Raw genomic sequence first — 18731 nt, forward strand, 5'->3', positions numbered from 1 at the left:
TCCTACCCCGGCAATCCCAGAACGCGGCGCGACACGATCGACAGCATCACCTCGCTGGTGCCGCCCTCGATCGAGTTCGCCTTGGTGCGCAGCCAGTCGCCCGCGCGGTTGCCCAGCGGGCCGTCCCATTCCAGCGCATCCGACCCGCCGGCGGTCATCATCAGCTCGTGCCGCCGCTTGTTCAGTTCGGTGCCCATGTATTTCAGCATGGCAGAGGCATCGCCCGCACCCTGCCCGGCCTCTGCCTGATCCTTGTAGCGTTCCAGCGTCAGGCCGATGGCCAGCGAATCGACCTCGCAGCGCATGGCGTCGGCGCGCAGGGTCGCATCCGTCAGACCCTCCATCGTGTCCTTGATCACCGCGCCCAGCGCGCGACCGCCGCCCGACAGACCCGCCCCGCCGCCGGAAATCATCTCGCGCTCGTGGGTCAGCAGGTATTTCGCCACGTCCCAGCCGCGATTCTCTTCGCCCACGATCTGGTCCTTGGGCACCTTCACATCGGTAAAGAACGTCTCGCAGAAGGGGGAAATGCCGCTGATCATCTTGATCGGGCGGGTCTCGACGCCGGGGTCTTCCATGTCGATCAGCAGGAATGAGATGCCCTTGTGCTTGGGCGCCTCGCGGTCGGTGCGCACCAGCGCGAAGATCCAGTCGGCCTTGTCCGCGTAGGAGGTCCAGATCTTCTGGCCGTTGACCAGCCAGTGATCGCCCTTGTCCTCACCCTTGGTCTGCACATTGGCCAGATCCGACCCGGCACCGGGTTCGGAATAGCCCTGACACCAGCGCACCTCGCCGCGGGCGATGGGGGGCAGATAATGCAGCTTCTGTTCATGGCTGCCAAAGTGCAGCAGCGCGGGGCCCAGCATCCAGATGCCGAAACTCTGCAGCGGCTTGCGTGCATTGATGCGGCCCATCTCCTGATGGAAGATCTTTTCCTGCGCGCGGTTCAGTCCTGCCCCGCCGTAGTCCTTTGGCCAGGTCGGCACCGTGTAGCCCTTGGCCGCGCAGCGGTCGAGCCACTGCTTCTGGGCCTGGGACGTGAACTGCCAGTTCTTGCCGCCCCAGCAGATTCCCTCTTCGGTCATTTTCCCGTCGCGCATCTCTTGCGGACAGTTTTCCTCAAGCCACGCGCGCAGTTCCTCGCGGAACGCATCGGGCGTCGATTCGGCGGTCATATCGGTCTCCTCCCTATGGAACGCTGCGTCACTCCCTGCCGCACCATTCCGCAGAGCAGAATGCCCTTTCGAAATTGGATTGACAAGAAGAGACGCTGCGTCCCCTACTGTGGCGAGATCGAATTCGGGAGGAAATCAAGATGAAAGCGATGCTGAGCGAGGCTCCGGGCGGGCCGGAAACACTGGTGCTGAAAGAAACCGATATGCCCGAACCCGGCAAGGGTCAGGTGCGTCTGCGGGTGCATGCCGCCGGTCTGAACTTTCCCGATACGCTGATCATCCGCGACATGTACCAGATGAAGCCGCCCCGGCCTTTTGCCCCCGGCGGCGAAGTCGCGGGCGAAATCGACGCGGTGGGTGAAGGCGTCAGCGGATTGGCCAAGGGCGACCGCGTGCTGGCGATGACCGGCTTTGGCGGCTTTGCCACGCATATCGTGGCGGACGCGGCCAAGGTCATCAAGATCCCGGATGCCATGCCCTATGACGAGGCGTCCTGCCTGGTGCTGACCTACGGCACCTCGCATCATGCGCTCAAGGACCGCGCGGCGATCCAGCCGGGGGAGACCCTGCTGATTCTCGGGGCGGCTGGCGGTGTCGGCGCCGCGGCGATCGAGCTGGGCAAGGCGGCGGGTGCGCGGGTGATCGCCGCCGTGTCGTCCGAGGAAAAGGCGCAGTTCTGCCGCGACCTCGGGGCGGACGAGACCCTGATCTATCCGCGCGAGCTGGACCGCGACGCGCAAAAGGAATTCTCCGGTCAGATCAAGAAACTGGCGGGCGGTGACGGGGTCGATGTGGTTTATGACGCGGTGGGCGGCAACTATGCCGAACCTGCCGTGCGGGCGCTGGCCTGGAAGGGGCGGTTCCTGGTCGTGGGGTTCCCGGCGGGCATCCCGAAGCTGCCGCTGAACCTGACCTTGCTCAAGGGCTGCCAGGTGGTCGGCGTGTTCTGGGGCGCGCACACGGCGCGTGAGCCGCAAGCCCATGCCGAGAACATGCAGGACCTGTTCCGCATGTACGCCGAAGGCAGGATCAAGCCGCGCATCTCGGCCCGGTTCCCCCTGGAAAGGGCGTCGGAGGCGCTGGAAATGATGGAAGACCGCAAGGTTCTCGGCAAGGTCGTGGTGACGGTGGCGTGAAAGCGGCCGGGCGGGCGTGATCGCCCCCCGGGCATTTTTTCACTCAGACCCCTTCAGAGATGCGACACATCGTTGAACCCCCGCAGGATCATCTGGTCCCCCCGCACCACGAGGCGGCTGATCGATCCGTTGTCGGCCCCGGTGAACCCGAAGGGCCGGGAGCCGGTGGCGATGGCCAGCGCCGCGCCGATCACGCCGCCGTGCACCACGACCGCCACCAGTTCGTCAGGATGCGCCGCCGCAATCCGCGTCAGACCGCGCCGCACGCGGTCAAAGAAGGCATCGCGCGGCTCGGCGCCCGGAATCTCGCCCCAGTCCTGCGTTTCGCGCATGCGCTGGATGATCGGATCGTTCTCGGCGGCGCGGAACCGGTATTCGCCGCCGTCCCAATCGCCCAGGTGCACCTCGCGCAGGTCGGGCTCGACCCTTGGCGTCAGTCCCAGCGCCCCGGCAAGAGGGGCCGCGGTCTGATGGGTGCGCTGCATGGTGGTCACGTAGATCGCGCCGATGGGCGCGTCCTTCAACCGCGCCGCCACCGCGCGGGCCTGCGCCTCGCCCTCGGGGCGCAGCGCCGGATCGCCCTGCCCGTCCACCATCGGGAAATTCTGTCCGCGCACTGCCGCCTGCGTCTCGCCGTGCCGGATCAGCAGCAGGTCCGCCGCGCCTTGCGGGGGCCGGAACCGGTGCTGTCGCGCCTCGTTGCTCATGAACCTCTCCTTTTCAATTCAACCCAATAGGACATATCCCATGACAAACCGCCAGATCGTGATCGCGGAATTGCCCGAAGACGCCCTGCGCCCCGAGCATTTCAGGCTGACCGAAACCGACGTGCCGGATCCCGGCGCGGGAGAGGTTCAGCTGCGGGTGATCCTGATGTCCATTGATGCCGCGAACCGATCCTGGATGCGGGGCGCGACCTATCGCGCCGCCGTGAAGACGGGCGATGCCATGCCGACCTATGCCATCTGCGAGGTCACGAAGTCGAACAGCGACCGGCTGGCCGTGGGTGACATCGTCGCGGCAGAGGCAACCTGGTCGGACTACATCACCCTGCCCGCCCACAAGGCGCAGAAACTGCCCAAGGTGCCGCAGCTGTCGCACCTGATGTCGGTCTACGGGATCGCGGGAAAGACGGCGTATCACGGGCTGATCTCCATCGGGCGGCCGATGGCCGGCGAAACCGTGATCGTCTCGGCCGCCGCCGGATCGGTGGGCGGCTACGTGGGCCAGATCGCCCGGGCGCTCGGGTGCCGGGTGGTGGGGATTGCCGGTGGCGCCGAGAAATGCCGCTGGGTGCAGGAGGAACTGGGCTTTGACGCTTGCGTGGACTACCGCGCGGGCGGCCTGTCGCGCGCCCTGGCCGAGGCCTGCCCGGACGGGGCGGACGTCTACTTTGACAATGTGGGCGGCAAGGTGCTGGAATCGGCGCTGAACGTGATGAACGAACGCGGGCGCGTGGTCTGCTGCGGCGCGGTCAGCCAATACGACACCGATGCGCCCGCCGGACCGCGCAACCTGCCCGGGGCGATCGTGGTCAAGCGGCTGAGGATGGAGGGTTTCATCGTGATGGATTTCGCCCGCGACGACGACAAGTGCCTGCGCGCGATGCGACACTGGGTGGAGCGCGGACAGATCAAGGTGACAGAGGATATCGTCGAGGGGCTGGAGAACGCCCCGCAGGCATTGATCGGCCTGCTGGCCGGCGAAAACAAGGGCAAGCGCATGGTGCGTGTTGCCGCCGACCCGAACTGAAGGAGCAGGATATGTCCGCCATGCAAAAGGCCCTGGAGGCCAGCGAGAAACTGATCGGTACCGAGGTGGGGGTGTCGAACTGGATCACGGTGGATCAGGCCATGATCGACCAGTTCGCCGAGACCACCCAGGACACCCAGTGGATCCATGTGGACCCCGAGCGGGCAGCGGCGGAATCGCCCTTTGGCGGGACCATCGCGCATGGGTTCCTGACGCTGTCGCTGGCCAGCCGGTTCGCCTACGACTGTTTTTCGATGTTGCCGGGGCAGGTCATGGGCGTGAACTACGGCATGAACAAGCTGCGGTTTCTCAAACCGGTGCGGGCCGGGGCGCGCCTGCGGGGGCGGTTTACACTGCAGGCGGTCCGCCCGCGCGGCACGGAAAAGATGATGCGCGAGAACCTGTTGACCATCGAGATCGAGGGCGAGGAAACGCCCGCGCTGATCGCCGAATGGCTCGGGCTGGCCGTCTTCGAGGATTGATCCGGGCGGGGGCGACGGCGCCAGTGGCCTGACGTCCCCCGCCCGCTTTGGCGTCTGCAGCACCGCATGGCGGTTGACCCGGCCTGCCCACGCGACGGCAAAGCAAACCTGTCATTTTTGATATGTCTTGGATGACATGTCAAAAATGACATGTCTTCGCTGGTGCCGGTTCGAGGGATGGCGAAGTGGGACAGGATCGTGGCCTGAGGCCTTCTCTGGATACCGGTTTTTTCCATAACTTGTCGGCACTGGCCTTGGAGAAAGCTGGAGGGCGCGTCTGAACGAGCCGCCAGGGACCTCCAAGCAGACATGTCAAACATGACATGTCTTCTCAGGTGCTCGCCCGCGCATGGCGAAGGAGTGCAGGAAACATCCCACACGGCATTGGTCAGGTTGCGGATTTCTTTCCACTGCCCGCTTGCGCCCCAGGCCCGCGTCCAAAGGAACCTTTCCATCGGGCGCTGCACAGCGCGGGTCCGCCAATGAAGACATGTCAAATATGACATGTCTTCGGCGCAGTGTCTGACAACCTTTGGCAGACTGGCCGGGACCGCCCGTCCAAACCTGTGCGCCCTGCCCTGAGCGGCCTTGACGCCAGACCGTATCGGCGCGGTCGTGCCGCGCTAGACGATCTTTTCCAGCAATGCCCGCGTGTTCGTCTCGGTCATCTTGACCGGATTGCCCCCGGTGCTGGGATCGGCCAGCGCCCCCTTGACGACGCGGTCGATGTCCACCTCCCCGATCCCCATCGCGCTCAGCGACGCCGGGATCTTCATTGACGCGTTCAGGTCATCCACAAAGGTGGCAAAGCCGTCAAAGCCCCCGTCGATGCCGAGATAACGCGCCGCGCGGTCGATCACGTCTTCGATCTCGGGCCGGTTGAACTGCAGCACCGCAGGCATGCAGACCGCGTTCGTGGTGCCATGGTGCGTGTGATAGATCGCGCCGATCGGATGCGACAGCGCATGGATCGCCCCCAACCCCTTTTGAAACGCGGTGGCCCCCATCGCCGCCGCCGCCATCATCTGCGCCCGCGCCTCGATGTCGCCGCCGTCGGCATAGGCCCGCGGCAGGTAGTCCTTGACCAGCCGCATCCCTTCCAGCGCCATGCCCTGTGACATCGGATGATAATGCGGCGAACAATAGGCCTCGACGCAATGGGCAAAGGCATCCAGCCCGGTGCCGGCGGTGATAAAGGGCGGCATCCCCACCGTCAGTTCCGGGTCGCAGATCACGACGCCGGGCAGCATCCGCGGATGAAAGATGATCTTTTTCTCCGCCGTGTCGGACTTGGTGATGACGCTGGCGCGGCCCACTTCCGACCCGGTCCCGGCGGTGGTGGGCACCGCCACAATGGGCGCAATCGCCTCGGCGTCGGCGCGCGTCCACCAATCGCCGATGTCCTCGAAATCCATCAGCGGGCGCGATTGGCCCGCCATAAAGGCGACGACCTTGCCCAGGTCCAGCCCGGAGCCGCCGCCGAAAGCGACAACGCCGTCGTGCCCGCCCTCGCGGTAGACGCGCACGCCCTCTTCCGCGTTGCGGTCGGTGGGGTTGGGGTCCACCTCGGCAAAGATCGCGCGGCCCAGCCCCGCGCCCTCAAGCAGATCGAGCGTGCGGGTCGTGATCTCCATCGACGCCAGCCCCCGGTCCGTGACCAGCAGCGGCTTCTGGATGCCCGCGGCAACGCAGGCCTCCGCGATTTCGGAAATGCGTCCGGCGCCAAAGCGGACAGCGGTGGGATAGGACCAGTTGGCGGTTAGCGTCATGGGTCAGGCTTTCTTGAGATGGTATGATTTGGGACGTGTGAGATTGTGATAGCCGATCACCGACAGGCCGCCGCCGCGCCCGGTGTCCTTGCAGCCGGTCCAGCACAGGGCGGGGTCCAGATAGTCGGCACGGTTCATGAACACGGTGCCGGTTTCGATCCTGTTGCCCAGCGCCTCGGCCGCCGCCGCGTCACCGGTCCAGACCGACGCCGTCAGGCCGTAGTCGCTGTCGTTCATCAGCGCCACCGCCTCGTCGTCGCCCGACACGCGCATGATCCCCACCACGGGGCCAAAGCTTTCCTCGCGCATGACCCGCATCTCGTGGGTCACATCGGTCAGGATCTGCGGCATCAGGTAGGCCCCGCCATCCTGCGGAAACAGCGCGGGGTCGATCAGCGCCGTCGCGCCCATCTCGACCGCTTCGGCGGTCTGGGCGCGCACCAGGTCGGCAAACCGGGGCTGCGCCATCGGTCCCAGCGTGGTTTCCGGCTCCAGCGGATTGCCCAGCTTGTAGCCTTCAACGATGGACACCGCCCGGGCCACGAAAGCGTCGTAGACATCGGCGTGGACGTAGATCCGCTCGATCCCGCAGCAGCACTGACCGGCGTTGAACATGGCTCCGTCGATCAGGCTTTCCGCCGCGGCCTCGACATCGGCATCCGCCCTGACATAGCCGGGGTCCTTGCCGCCCAGTTCCAGCCCCAGCCCGGTAAAGGTGCCCGCCGCCGCACGTTCGATCGACTGACCGCCGCTGACCGACCCGGTGAAGTTCACGAAACCGAATGACTTTGCCGCGATCAGGTCGGACGTGGTCTGGTGGTCGAGAAACACGTTTCGGAACACCTCCTCGGGCACGCCCGCCGCGTGAAACGCTTCGGCCAGGCGTTCCCCCACCAGCGGGGTCTGGCTGGCGTGTTTCAACATCACCGCATTGCCCGCGATCAGCGCGGGGGCAACGGTGTTGATCGCCGTCATATAGGGATAGTTCCAGGGTGCGATGACCAGCACCAGACCATGCGGCACCCGCTTGATCACACGGCGGAAACTGTCGCTGTCTTCGATCTCGATATCCGCCAGCGCCTTTTCCGCGATCCCCGCCATATAGCTGGCGCGTTCCTTGAAGCCGCCGAATTCGCCGCCGTAGCGCACGGGGCGACCCATCTGATGCGCCAGTTCCGGCACGATGGCGTCGTTCATCGCCCCCACATTGGCGACACCGGCCTCGACCCGTGCGATCCGGTCCTCCAGCGGCAGCGCCGCCCAGGTCGCCTGGGCGGTCCGCGCCTCGGCCACGGCGCCTTTCGCCTCGACCAGCGTCAGGACGGGCCGCTCGGCATAGACCGACCCGTCGATGGGAGAGATGCATCTGATCATGTCAGGCCCTTTCAAATCCACGTTTGATTTCCCAGTCCGTCACCGCACGGTCGAACTCCTCCTGCTCCCATTCGGCGCAGCGGGTGTAGTGGTCAACCACATCGTCGCCCAGCGCCGCGCGCAGGAAGGCCGAATTGCGCAGCGTTTCCGTCGCCGCCCGCAGGGTCTGCGGAATGTCCGCCGCCTTGGCATCGTCATAGACATCGCCTCTGGTGGGCGGGGCGAGCTCCATCCTGTCCTCGATCCCCTTGATCCCGGCGGCCAGCATGACCGCCTGGGCAAGATAGGGGTTCAGGTCGGACCCGCCGATGCGGCACTCCACCCGGACACCTTTGGTGCCTTCGCCGCACAGGCGGAACCCGGCGGTGCGGTTGTCGATGGACCAGACCGTCTTGGTCGGCGCAAAGGTGCCCTTGGCAAAGCGTTTGTAGCTGTTCACATAGGGCGCGAGGAAAAAGGTATATTCCGGCGCATAGGCGATCAGCCCCGCCATGTAGTGCCGCATCAGGTCGGTCATGCCCAGATCGGCCTCCGGGTCAAAGAACGCGGGCTTGCCGTCCTGCCACAGCGACTGATGCACATGGCTGGAGGACCCGACCCTGTCGGCGCGCCACTTCGGCAGGAAACTGGCGGCATGGCCCTGTTGCCAGGCGATTTCCTTGACCGCGTGTTTCGCGATGGTGTGGTGATCGGCGCAGTCGAGAGCGGGGGCATAGCGGATGTTCAGCTCCTCCTGCCCCGCCTCGGCCTCGCCCTTGGAGTTTTCGATCGGCAGACCGGCGGCAAACAGGTGATTGCGCACCGGGCGCATCACATGTTCCTCCTTGGTGGTCTGGAAGATGTGGTAATCCTCGTTATAACCGCTGATCGGGGTGAGGTCGGCAAAGCCACCCTTGCGGATTTCATCCAGGCTCTTCTCGAACAGGAAGAATTCCAGTTCCGTCGCCATCTGCGCCTCAAACCCCAGGTCGGCCAGCCGCGCGATCTGTTTCTTCAGGATGCCGCGCGGGTCATGGGGCACCGGATCGTGGTGGTGATCCAGGATGTCGCACAGCACCATGACGGTGCCTTCCAGCCAGGGCAGCGGGCGGATGGTGGCCAGATCCGGCGCCATCACGTAATCGCCGTAGCCCTTCTGCCACGAGGTAGAGGCATAGCCGTCCGGGGTGGCCATCTCTAGATCCGTGGCCAGCAGGTAGTTGCAGCAATGTGTTTCCTCAAATGAGGTCTCGATGAAGTTCACCGCATGAAACCGTTTGCCCATCAGGCGGCCCTGCATGTCCACCGCGCAGACCAGCACGGTGTCGACGGTGCCGTCCGCGACGCGGGTTTTCAGATCGTCAAAACTCAGGGTGCCGGGCATCTCGTTCTCCATTCGCAAAAGGCAGGCAGGGGCGCCCTAGCGCCCCCGCCGATACTGGCTCAACCGTTGGTGTAGGGCGGTCCGGCCTGGTTGATGACGCTGTTGTACTCCTTGAAGATGTTGACGATCTTCTGGTGCACTTCGCCTTCCTGCGCCACTTCTTCCCAGAACTCCTTGGCCGCATTCTCGACCTCGTTCCATTCCGCTGACGGCACCGTGCGCAGCTGCAGCTTGTCGCCATTGGCGCGCAGCGCCGCTTCGCCGCCCCAGTACCACTGGTTGCGATAGGTGTGGCCCGCTTCGGTCCCGGCCATGACGATGGCCTTGAGGTGTTCCGGCAGATCGGCCCACCGCTGTTCGTTCACGAACCACGACCCGATCCAGGCACCGGAAATGTTGTTGGTCAGGAAGTAATCGGTCACATCGGCCCAGCCGACGGTGTAGTCCTCGGTGATCCCGGACCACGCCATGCCGTCCAGCTCGCCGGTCTGCACGGCAACTTCGGCATCCTCGTAGGGAATGTTCACCGGCACAACGCCGAACTTCGACAGGAAGCGGCCCGCCGTCGGGAAGGTATAAAGCTTCAGCCCGTCAAGATCGGCAACCGATTTGATTTCCTTCTTGGTGTTGAAGTTGCAGGGGTCCTGCCCCGCCGCCGACAACCACTTGACGCCGACCTTGGCGTATTCCTCTTCCCAGATCTCCTTCAGGCCGTATTGGTTGAACAGCACCGGCACGTCGAGGATATGTTTCGTGGCAAAGGGGAAATAGCCGCCGAACTGCTGCAGCGGCGTGGGCGAGGCCATGGAATCGTCGTCCGAATGCACCCCGTCGATGGTCCCGCGCTGCAGCGCCTGGAACAGTTCGCCCGTCGGCACGATCTGATCCGCATAGAACAATTCGATCTCAAGCTCGCCGTTTGCCGCCGTGTTGATATAGTCGATGACCGGCTTGGTCACATGTTCACCCAGCGCAGAACCGGCATAGGTCTGAAAGCGCCACTTGATCGCCTCCTGGGCGCGGGCGATGGAGGGTGCGGCCAGCGTGGCGGCACCGGCCAGACCGGCGTGTTTGATGAAATTACGTCTCGTGGTCATGTCTTTCTCCTTGTTGAATGAGGCTCCGTTGGCGGAGTTCTTGGGGTTAATTTCCATAAACGAGATCGGGCAGCCACAGCGCCAGTTGCGGGAAGACCATCACCAGCGCCAGCGCCCCGGCCATGACCAGCACGAACGGCGTGATGGACGCATAGATGTCGCGCAGCGAAACCTCCGGCGGGGCCATGGCGCGCATCAGGAACAGGTTATAGCCGAAGGGCGGCGTCATATAGGCGATCTGGCAGGTGATCGTATAAAGGATACCGTACCACACCAGATCAAAGCCCAGCGCCCCCACCAGCGGCACATAGAGCGGTGCGACGATCACCAGCATCGCGGTATCGTCCAGAAACGTCCCCATGACGATAAAGCTGAGTTGCATCAGGATCAGGATCACCCAGGGGCTCAGCCCCAGCCGTTCGGTAAAGAGGTTCTCGATCGCCTTGACCGCGCCCAGCCCGTCGAACACCGCGCCAAAGGCCAGCGCCGCAAGGATGATCCACATGAACATGCAGGTGATGCCCAGCGTGTTGCGCACCGAATTCTCGAACACTTCACGCGTCATCCGCCCCTTGAGAACGGCGGCCAGAAAGGCCGCGATCGCCCCGATGGCCGAGCTTTCCACCAGCGAGGTCCAGCCGCGCACGAAGGGCACCATCATCACGGCAAAGATCACCAGCGGCAGGATGCCCGCCCCCAGCAGCCGAAGCTTTTCGCTGCGCGGGATCGCCGCGCGTTCCCCGGCGTCCAGAACCGGGCCAAGCACGGGATTGAACCGGCAGCGGATGGCGATATAGGCGATGAAAAGCCCCGCCATCAGCAGCCCCGGCACCACGCCCGCCAGCCAGAGCTGCCCCACCGGCTGCCGCGCGATCATGGCGTAAAGCACCAGCACCACCGACGGCGGCACGAGGATGCCCAGGCTCGATCCCGCCTGGATCACCCCTGTCACCATACGCTTGTCATAGCCGCGTTTCAGCAGTTCCGGCAGCGCGATGGTGGCCCCGATGGCCATGCCCGCCACGCTGAGGCCGTTCATCGCCGAGATCAGCACCATCAGCCCGATCGTCCCGATGGCCAGCCCCCCGCGCAGCCCGCCCATCCAGACATGGAACATCTTGTACAGATCATCCGCGATCTTGGATTCAGACAGCACATAGCCCATGAAGATGAACATCGGCAGGGTCAGCAGCGGATACCACTTCATCAGCTTCATCGCGGCGGCAAAGCCGATGTCGTACCCGCCCCGGTCCCCCCAGAGCAACAGGGCCGCAACCACGGCAACGAATCCGATGGCACCGAACACCCGCTGCCCGGTCAGCAGCATCAGCATCATGGTGGAAAACATCAGGGTGGCGATCAACTCATACGACATCAGATCGTTTCACCCTTCAGACGCAGCACGTCTTTGCAGAATTCGGACAGGCATTGCAGGATCATCAGAAAGAACCCCACGAACATCACCACCTTGATCGGCCACATGTAGGGCCGCCAGGCAGAGGATGATTGTTCCAGCCGACCGACCTCTTCGCTGCCGGTCAGGACGCCGAAAAGATACGAGATCGGCGCGTCCTGCCAGTAGCCCAGCGAATAGGCGGTCGAGCTGATCGCCCCGTAGAGCAGCACGCAAAGATAGAAGATCAGCAGCAGAACCGTGAACAGGTCGAACCAGGCCTTGCGGCGGATTGACCAGTTTCCATAAAGCAGGTCCATCCGCACGTTGGAGCCGAGCTGCAACGAATAGGGCCCGCCCAGGATGTAGTAGCCCACCATGACGAACTGCGCCATTTCCAGCGTCCACAGCGTCGGCACAAAGAATGTCTTGCTGATCGAGGACCACAAAAGCACCCCCATCAGCACAAAGATGCCGTACATCACGATCCGGCCCAGCCGGTAGTTCACCGCGTCGGCGGCGCGGATGTATCCGCGCATCAGGCCACGCATGACACGCGCCCCCCCGCCCCGAGCCGCGCGCAGGCCTCCGCCAGCCAGCCCGCGATCATGTCCCCCATCCGCGCCTGGTCGGCGGCGGTGGCGATCAGGTCATTGCGGATTTCCAGCATCACGTTCAGGCGGCCCTGCGCCAGCCCGTGCAACTGCAGCGTATGCGTCACCTCGTCCTGGGGCCCGTAGGGCGCATTGCGCTGCACGTCGGCCTGCGTATGCGCCGCCGCACAATCCAGCAGCGCGTCGGCCAGACGGCTGTCCGCATCGTGCAGCACGCCGATCTCCACCGTGCGACGCTGGCCGTGATAGACAGGGGTAAAACTGTGGACCGTCACCAGGATCGGTGCCGCGATGCCCTGCATCACCTTTTCGATGCGGTCGTGGAACGGCGCGTAATAGCGCCCGGTCCGGTCGGCGCGGTCGGCCTGCGACAGGCCGCGATTGCCCGGCACCGCGAACACCTCGCTCTGGTCCGGCATTGCGCCCCGTGCTTCGGGCGGGCGGTTCAGGTCATAGACCAGCCGCGATACGGTGCCCGCCACCAGCACCGCATCCAGCCGCGCCGAAAGCCGTTCGGCCACCGCCAGCGCGCCGGGGTCCCAGGCGGCATGGCTTTGCACTGCGTCCGGGGCAAGGCCCAGACCGGCGAAAACATCGGGGATCACGTGACTGGCATGTTCGCAGACCAGCACGACGGAGGACGTGCCGCGCGGGTTCACCTGCGCCACGCTCTCTGCCGTTGCATGATCTGTCGTCTGGCCCATGACACCCCCGTTTGCGGATAAAGTGCTTGCCAACCGGCGCCGCTGTCAACAGAATTGTGAAAGATTTATCACAACCCGCACCCTGTTGATAATTTTCCGATCAATTGGAGCCCCCATGCCCGAGGCCCCCCTGACCATATCCGACCGCATCCAGCAAAAGCTGGAGGGGCTGACCCGCGCCGAACGCCAACTGGCGCATTCGATTCTCGAAAACTACCCCGCTTCCGGTCTGGGGCCGCTGACCGCCCTGGCCAAGGATGCCGAAGTGTCGGTCCCCACCGTGGCGCGGATGGTGCAGAAGCTGGGCTTCAAGGGCTACCCCGAATTCCAGGCCGAACTGCGCGAGGAACTGCGGGCCAAGGTCAAGGGCCCCATCGCAAAGCACGACACCTGGGCCGGCGGCGCCCCCGAAGAACATATGCTCAACCGCTTTACCGACGCGGTGATCGACAACATCCGCCACACCCTGGGCCAGATCGACCCGCAGTCCTTTGACACCGCCTGCGCGCTTGTGGGCGACACCGGGCGGCACCTCTACATCGTGGGCGGGCGGGTGACGCACACACTGGCCGAATACCTGTTCCTGCACATGCAGGTGATCCGCCCGCGCATCACGCATATCCAGTCGACCTCGAACACCTGGCCGCATTACCTGCTGGACGTGGCGCCGGGCGATGTCTTCGTGATCTATGACGTGCGCCGATACGAGAACAACACGCTCAAACTGGCCGAGATGGCCCATGCGCAGGGGGCCAAGATCATCCTGTTCACCGACCAGTGGCGCTCACCCGTGCATCAGTTGGCCGACATCAGCTTCAGCAGCCGGATTGTCGTGCCCTCGGCCTGGGATTCGGCGGCCACCACCCTGTTGTTGACCGAAACGATGATTTCGGCGGTGCAGAACCTCGACTGGGACAAGACCAAGACCCGGATGGAGGGGTTGGAGGACATGTTCGACCAGACCAAGCTGTTTCGGAAGTTCACTTAGGGCCTGTGTCCCTGCCAGGCAAAACCGACTTTCGGGCACGACTCTGACCCGGAGCGCGGCGCGACGTCCGTCGGGCGGGACAGCCGTTCAGCGGATATTCGTGAGAAAGGCGGCGAAGGTCCGGAAAGTGGCCCTCTTGTACGTGCAAAGTGATGACCAATTGCCAAAGCAGAGCTTTGGCAGCGCCCGAACCGCCCCCACGGGGCGGGCGCGGCCTATGTCGGATGTGGGGCATGGCCGTAATGTCCGCTCACCTGACCCTGCCCTGTTGCGCGACCTGCGACACCCGGGGTTCAAAACCCGTTCATTCTATTCGTCATCCAGCAGGATACGCGCGGCATTGCCCTTGTCGTCGTCGTATTGGTCCGACCGCACGGTCCACAGGAACGCGGCGAGGCCCACCCCGCCAAGGATCAGCGACACCGGGATCAGCACCACCAGAACATTCATTTCAGGCTCCTCATTCGCTGTGAATTCAACAACACGGTGATCGACGACAGCGACATCGCCAGCGCCGCCGCAAGCGGCGTGGCGAAGCCCGCCAGCGCGACGGGGATCGCGATGCAGTTGTAGGCCGCCGCGATGGCAAAGTTCTGCCGCGACAGGCGGCCCGTGGCCCGCGCCACGCGCAGCACCACGGGCAGGTCGGCAAAACTGTCCTTGAGCACCACCACGTCCGCCGCGCTGCGCGAGGCGTCGAGCGCAGTCGCCGGCGCGATGGAGGCATGGGCCGAGGCTAGCGCCGCCGTGTCGTTCAGCCCGTCGCCCACCATGAGCACCTTTTCGCCCCTGTCGGCCAATTCATCCAGACGGCGCAGCTTGTCCTCCGGCCTTGCATTGGCGCGCACGGTCAGGTCCAGCGATGCCGCCAGCCGCTGTGCGGGCGCGTCGGCATCGCCGGTCAGCCCTTCGCAGGGCAGGTCGATCCCGGCCAGCGCCGCACGCGCGCCCGGACGCAGGATTTCGGACGCCTCAAAGCTGACCGCGGGCAGGCGACCGATGCGCAGGCCCAGGCCGGTAAAGCCGGCGCCCAGCCAGGGGCCGCGGCCCAGGCGCACGAGCTGTCCGTCGTGCCGCCCCTCGACCCCCTGGCCCCCGAATTCCCTGATCTGGTCTAGTGTCGCCGCCTGCGTTTCCCCCAGCGCCGAGACCAGCGCGCGGGACAAGGGATGGTGCGAGGCCTCGGCAAGCGCCCGGGCCACGGCGCGGTCGGCAGCGCAAAGATGATCGGGCACCACAACCGCCGGGATGGTCAACGTGCCGGTCTTGTCGAACACCACATGCGTCACCTCGGCCAGCCGCTCAAGCGCGGTGGCGCTGCGCACCAGAAAACCGGCAGAGAACAGGCGGCTGACCGCCGCTGTCGACACGGCAGGCACCGCAAGGCCCAGCGCACAGGGACAGGTGATGATCAGCACCGCGATGGCCACGTTCAGCGCATGACGCAGGTCGCCGGTTGCGGCGGCCCAGCCCAGAAAGGCGGCCAGCGCCAGCAGATGCACCACGGGCGCATAGATCCGCGCCGCCCGGTCGGCCAGCGCGGTATAGCTGTTGCGTGCGTTCTCTGCCGTCTCCACGAAAGCCGCCATGCGGCGCAGCGATGTATCCTCCCCCACCGCTGTCGCCCGCAGGCGCAGCGGCGCGGCGAGGTTGATTTCCCCCGCTTTCAGCAGGTCGCCGGCCCCGACCCGCACCGCCGCAGTTTCGCCCGTCAGAAAGGACCGGTCCATCAGCGCCGCCTCTGTCAGCAACTGGCCATCGACCGGCACCCGCGCACCCGAAGGCACGGCAACCACGTCGCCCACCGCCAGCGCCGACAGAGGAACCGTGCGGATGCCCGTCCCTGTCACGCGTTCGGCGGTATGCACCTCAAGCGCGGTCAGTTCCCGCGCCGCGGACCGGGCGGCACTGCGCGTGCGGTGATCCATGTAGCGCCCGATCAGCAGGAAGAAGGTCAGCGACAGCGCCGCGTCGAAATACGCATGCGCCCCGCCGTTCAACGTCTCGAACAGGGACATGCCCGCCGCCAGCACGATCGCCAGCGAAATCGGGACATCCATGTTCAGCCGCCGCACCCGCAGCGCCGCCCAGGCGTTGTGAAAGAACGGCTGCCCGGAATAGGCCACCACCGGCAGGGCGATCAACGCCGAGATCAGGTGGAACAGGTCGCGCGTCGCGTCCTGGGCACCGGACCAGACCGCGACCGACAGCAGCATGACGTTCATCATGGCAAACCCCGCGACAGCCATCCGGATCAGCAGCGCCCTACCTTCGGTATCGGCGCTGCGGTCCAGCGCGGCCAGGTCCAGCGGATAGGCCTCATAGCCCAGCCCCGTCACCACCGACAGCACGCGGTCAGGCCGCACGGGCCCCGAGACCGACAGCCGCTTGAGCGACAGGTTCACGCGGACGTGCTGCACCCCCACCAGGTCGGCAAGGCCGCGTTCGATCTTGCCGATGCAGGCCGCGCAATGGATCCCCGGCAGTGAAAACTGCAATGCCGGGCCGCTGGCGACCTCCTGCGCGAAAGGGGCGGCATCGCAGGCGGGGCAGGCCGAGGTCATGACGGATGCCTGACCACGATGCGCTGCTGGAACAGCGTGCCATCCCCGGCACGCGCCCGCAACCGCAGGTTCCAGTTGCCGCGCCCGCCCTGCACGGTCGCGCGCAAGGCGCTGCCGTCAAAGGTGAACTCAGGCGTCTGGTCCTGCGCGACGCTGGTGGCCCGCCCGAAGGTGGCGCTTTCGATCTGCGGGGCGATGGCCCTGCCCCCGTCCAGGATCACCAGTTCCAGATCGTTGCCGCGCAGGGTGGCGGAGACGTCCCAGCCGAGACCCAGCTGCGCCGCCCTTTCCCGGTCGAAGGATTGGCTGGCGACATAGGAATTCCTGACCTCCAGCCCCGGAAAGGTCCGCACGGCGTTGAAGGCCAGTGTCAGGTTGACGGCGATGATGATCGCGAAGGCCATCGCGAAGCCGGCAAAGACATGCCATCCCTTGATCTCTCGTATCATTGCGCTCTCCCGTTGAAAGTGGTGGCACGGCTGGCCCGGTCGCCGCTGGCGATGTCTTCGACCCAGAGCCGCAGATCGGTGGTATCCGTGCTGGCCGCCGGGTCCTGGGGCCGCGCGGTGACATAGACGCGCTGCAGCACGGTGCTGTCGGCGGGCACGGTAACGTTCAGCCGGTTCGCGTTGCCCTCCAGTTCGATCCGCAGGATGTCTTCGCTGGTCAGGCTCAGGTGGAACCGGCGATCCTCGCCCAGCTTGTTGCGCAGCCGCACGTCGTAGATGTTGCGGATCGACCCGTCCGATTGCACCACATAGGTCGGGTTGCGCACCGGGCTGACCGTCAGTTCGATGTCCGACCGGATGAACAGCGCATAGACCAGCCCGAAACCGATCAGCAGCCAGATCGCGGTGTAAAGCAGTGTGCGGGGCCGCAGCACATGCCGCCAGATCGGTTTCGGGCTCGCGCCCGCACGCTCCGCCGCCTCGTCCGACAGCGCCATGTAGTCGATCAGCCCGCGCGGTTTGCCGATACGGGCCATCACGTCGTCACAGGCGTCGATGCACAGCGCGCAGGTGATGCATTCCATCTGCTGGCCATTGCGGATGTCGATGCCCATCGGGCAGACGTTCACGCAGGCCATGCAGTCGATGCAATCGCCGTGATCCTGCACCTGCGCGGTGGCTGCGGGCTGGCCGCCCACCTGCAACGCCTTGTTGGGATAGGGTGTCGCGGGGTAACGCGCCTTGCCCGGCCCTGCGGCCCGCGCCTCTCGCGCGGCCTTTTCGGCGGCGGCGCGGTCGCGCTTGCGCACATTTCCCTTGCCGCGCGGCTCGCCCCGCCAGTCGCGGTAGGCGACGGTGATCGTGTCCGGGTCCATCATCGCAGCCTGGATGCGCGGCCAGGGGCACATGTAGATGCAGACCTGTTCGCGCATGAAGCCGCCAAAGACAAAAGTTGTCGCCGTCAGCACCGCGATGGTGCCATAGGCCACGGGATGCGCCTGGAACTGCACCAGGTCGCGCAGAAGCGTCGGCGCATCCGTGAAATAGAACACCCAGGCCCCGCCGGTCGCCACCGCGATCATCAGCCAGACCGCCCATTTGGTCAGCCTCAACCGCCATTTGCGCAGGTCCCACTTCGCCTTGTGCAGCCGCAGCCGCGCATTGCGGTCGCCCTCGATCCAGCGTTCGACCAGCAGGAACAGATCGGTCCAGACCGTCTGCGGGCAGGCATAGCCGCACCAGACCCGCCCCAGTGCCGAGGTGAACAGGAACAGCCCCAGCCCCGCCATGATCAGCAGGCCCGCGACGAAATAGAACTCGTGCGGCCAGATCTCGATCCAGAAGAAATAGAAGCGCCGGTGCGCCATATCCACCAGCACCGCCTGATCCGGCAGGTTCGGTCCCCTGTCCCAGCGGATCCAGGGCGTCAGGTAATAGATGCCGAGGGTGATGAACATGATCCACCACTTGAAACGGCGGAAGGCCCCGCTGACTCGACGTGGAAAGATCGGCTCGCGGGCCGCATAGAGACTGGGTGTGGGAGTGGTCATTTGATGATTCCTGTTCGCAGGACCTGTCTAGGGCCGGGTCCATCAGGCTGCCTTGATCTGGATCAAGACTGCGCCTGTCGAATGCCGGGCAATGCCGGCCATTTCCGGCCCCGCGACATGGCGCGTGCCAGCTTCCGCAAGCGCCCGCCCGGCGCAAGCCGGGCATCGCCCGACCTCCCCCCGGAGGGCGATTTTGCAACCTTTGGAACTACATGACCGGCCCGCGGGCTGTGACGCTACATGCCACACATTGGCTTCGAACGCCCTCCAGGTCGGGCGATGCCCGGCTTTCGCCTCAAATCTTTCCGGTGTCGTTCCCGG

The 18731-nt window shown here is 65.2% G+C and carries 17 protein-coding genes; 4 read left to right on the forward strand and 13 right to left on the reverse strand.

Features of this window, described 5'->3' with window-relative positions:
* Window positions 1–2 precede the first annotated feature (2 nt).
* The gene (locus tag FIU94_RS02285) at window positions 3–1175 is read right to left on the reverse strand and encodes an acyl-CoA dehydrogenase family protein (protein WP_152464241.1); all 1173 of its coding nucleotides are present in this window, start codon (window positions 1173–1175) and stop codon (window positions 3–5) included.
* Window positions 1176–1315: 140 nt separating this feature from the next.
* On the opposite strand from FIU94_RS02285, the gene FIU94_RS02290 reads away from it, so the two are divergent.
* On the forward strand, window positions 1316–2311 hold the full coding sequence (locus FIU94_RS02290; protein WP_152464242.1) for an NADPH:quinone oxidoreductase family protein: 996 nt from the start codon (window positions 1316–1318) through the stop codon (window positions 2309–2311).
* 53 nt (window positions 2312–2364) lie between these two features.
* On the opposite strand, the gene FIU94_RS02295 is transcribed toward FIU94_RS02290, so the two are convergent.
* A complete protein-coding gene (locus FIU94_RS02295; protein WP_152464243.1) occupies window positions 2365–3018 on the reverse strand; it encodes a histidine phosphatase family protein in 654 nt (217 codons plus the stop codon).
* 40 nt (window positions 3019–3058) lie between these two features.
* On the opposite strand from FIU94_RS02295, the gene FIU94_RS02300 reads away from it, so the two are divergent.
* Window positions 3059–4063: an NADP-dependent oxidoreductase gene (locus FIU94_RS02300; protein ID WP_152464244.1), complete on the forward strand. Its 1005-nt coding sequence runs from the start codon at window positions 3059–3061 to the stop codon at window positions 4061–4063.
* A gap of 11 nt (window positions 4064–4074) precedes the next feature.
* Complete coding sequence (locus FIU94_RS02305) at window positions 4075–4545, forward strand: MaoC family dehydratase (RefSeq protein ID WP_152464245.1); 471 nt, start codon at window positions 4075–4077, stop codon at window positions 4543–4545.
* A 623-nt stretch (window positions 4546–5168) separates the two neighbouring features.
* On the opposite strand, the gene FIU94_RS02310 is transcribed toward FIU94_RS02305, so the two are convergent.
* Genes FIU94_RS02310 through FIU94_RS02340 form a run of 7 tightly spaced genes read right to left on the reverse strand, consistent with a single transcriptional unit; the run spans window position 5169 to window position 12859 of the window.
* Complete coding sequence (locus FIU94_RS02310; RefSeq protein ID WP_152464246.1) at window positions 5169–6314, reverse strand: iron-containing alcohol dehydrogenase; 1146 nt, start codon at window positions 6312–6314, stop codon at window positions 5169–5171.
* Between the two features lie 3 nt (window positions 6315–6317).
* The gene (locus tag FIU94_RS02315; protein WP_152464247.1) at window positions 6318–7688 is read right to left on the reverse strand and encodes an aldehyde dehydrogenase family protein; all 1371 of its coding nucleotides are present in this window, start codon (window positions 7686–7688) and stop codon (window positions 6318–6320) included.
* A 1-nt stretch (window position 7689) separates the two neighbouring features.
* Window positions 7690–9051 carry a glutamine synthetase family protein gene (locus FIU94_RS02320; protein WP_152464248.1) on the reverse strand — a complete coding sequence of 454 codons (1362 nt, stop codon included), beginning with the start codon at window positions 9049–9051 and terminating at the stop codon, window positions 7690–7692.
* A gap of 59 nt (window positions 9052–9110) precedes the next feature.
* Complete coding sequence (locus tag FIU94_RS02325) at window positions 9111–10148, reverse strand: TRAP transporter substrate-binding protein (RefSeq protein WP_152464249.1); 1038 nt, start codon at window positions 10146–10148, stop codon at window positions 9111–9113.
* A gap of 46 nt (window positions 10149–10194) precedes the next feature.
* A complete protein-coding gene (locus tag FIU94_RS02330; RefSeq protein WP_152464250.1) occupies window positions 10195–11523 on the reverse strand; it encodes a TRAP transporter large permease subunit in 1329 nt (442 codons plus the stop codon).
* Window positions 11523–12092, reverse strand: a complete 570-nt coding sequence (locus FIU94_RS02335) for a TRAP transporter small permease subunit (protein WP_152464251.1) — start codon at window positions 12090–12092, stop codon at window positions 11523–11525. The genes FIU94_RS02330 and FIU94_RS02335 overlap by 1 nt, the downstream gene beginning before the upstream one ends.
* Window positions 12080–12859 (reverse strand): N-formylglutamate amidohydrolase, encoded by a 780-nt coding sequence (locus tag FIU94_RS02340; RefSeq protein WP_152464252.1) that lies wholly within the window; start codon window positions 12857–12859, stop codon window positions 12080–12082. Before FIU94_RS02340 ends, FIU94_RS02335 begins: the two co-directional genes overlap by 13 nt.
* 115 nt (window positions 12860–12974) lie before the next feature.
* On the opposite strand from FIU94_RS02340, the gene FIU94_RS02345 reads away from it, so the two are divergent.
* Window positions 12975–13847, forward strand: a complete 873-nt coding sequence (locus FIU94_RS02345; protein ID WP_152464253.1) for a MurR/RpiR family transcriptional regulator — start codon at window positions 12975–12977, stop codon at window positions 13845–13847.
* Between the two features lie 309 nt (window positions 13848–14156).
* Here the strand turns inward: FIU94_RS02345 and ccoS are convergent, their stop codons facing one another.
* The 4 genes from ccoS to ccoG are packed head-to-tail and all read right to left on the reverse strand — an operon-like array spanning window position 14157 to window position 18410.
* Window positions 14157–14297, reverse strand: a complete 141-nt coding sequence (gene ccoS / locus FIU94_RS02350; protein WP_114274894.1) for a cbb3-type cytochrome oxidase assembly protein CcoS — start codon at window positions 14295–14297, stop codon at window positions 14157–14159.
* Window positions 14294–16411, reverse strand: coding sequence for a heavy metal translocating P-type ATPase (locus FIU94_RS02355; RefSeq protein ID WP_152464254.1), 2118 nt, complete (start codon window positions 16409–16411; stop codon window positions 14294–14296). The genes ccoS and FIU94_RS02355 overlap by 4 nt, the downstream gene beginning before the upstream one ends.
* Window positions 16408–16860 (reverse strand): FixH family protein, encoded by a 453-nt coding sequence (locus tag FIU94_RS02360; RefSeq protein WP_152464255.1) that lies wholly within the window; start codon window positions 16858–16860, stop codon window positions 16408–16410. The genes FIU94_RS02355 and FIU94_RS02360 overlap by 4 nt, the downstream gene beginning before the upstream one ends.
* The gene (gene ccoG, locus FIU94_RS02365; protein ID WP_152464256.1) at window positions 16857–18410 is read right to left on the reverse strand and encodes a cytochrome c oxidase accessory protein CcoG; all 1554 of its coding nucleotides are present in this window, start codon (window positions 18408–18410) and stop codon (window positions 16857–16859) included. The genes FIU94_RS02360 and ccoG overlap by 4 nt, the downstream gene beginning before the upstream one ends.
* Window positions 18411–18731: the final 321 nt, after the last annotated feature.

The sequence above is a fragment of the Sulfitobacter sp. THAF37 genome, assembly GCF_009363555.1.
GTDB lineage: Bacteria > Pseudomonadota > Alphaproteobacteria > Rhodobacterales > Rhodobacteraceae > Sulfitobacter.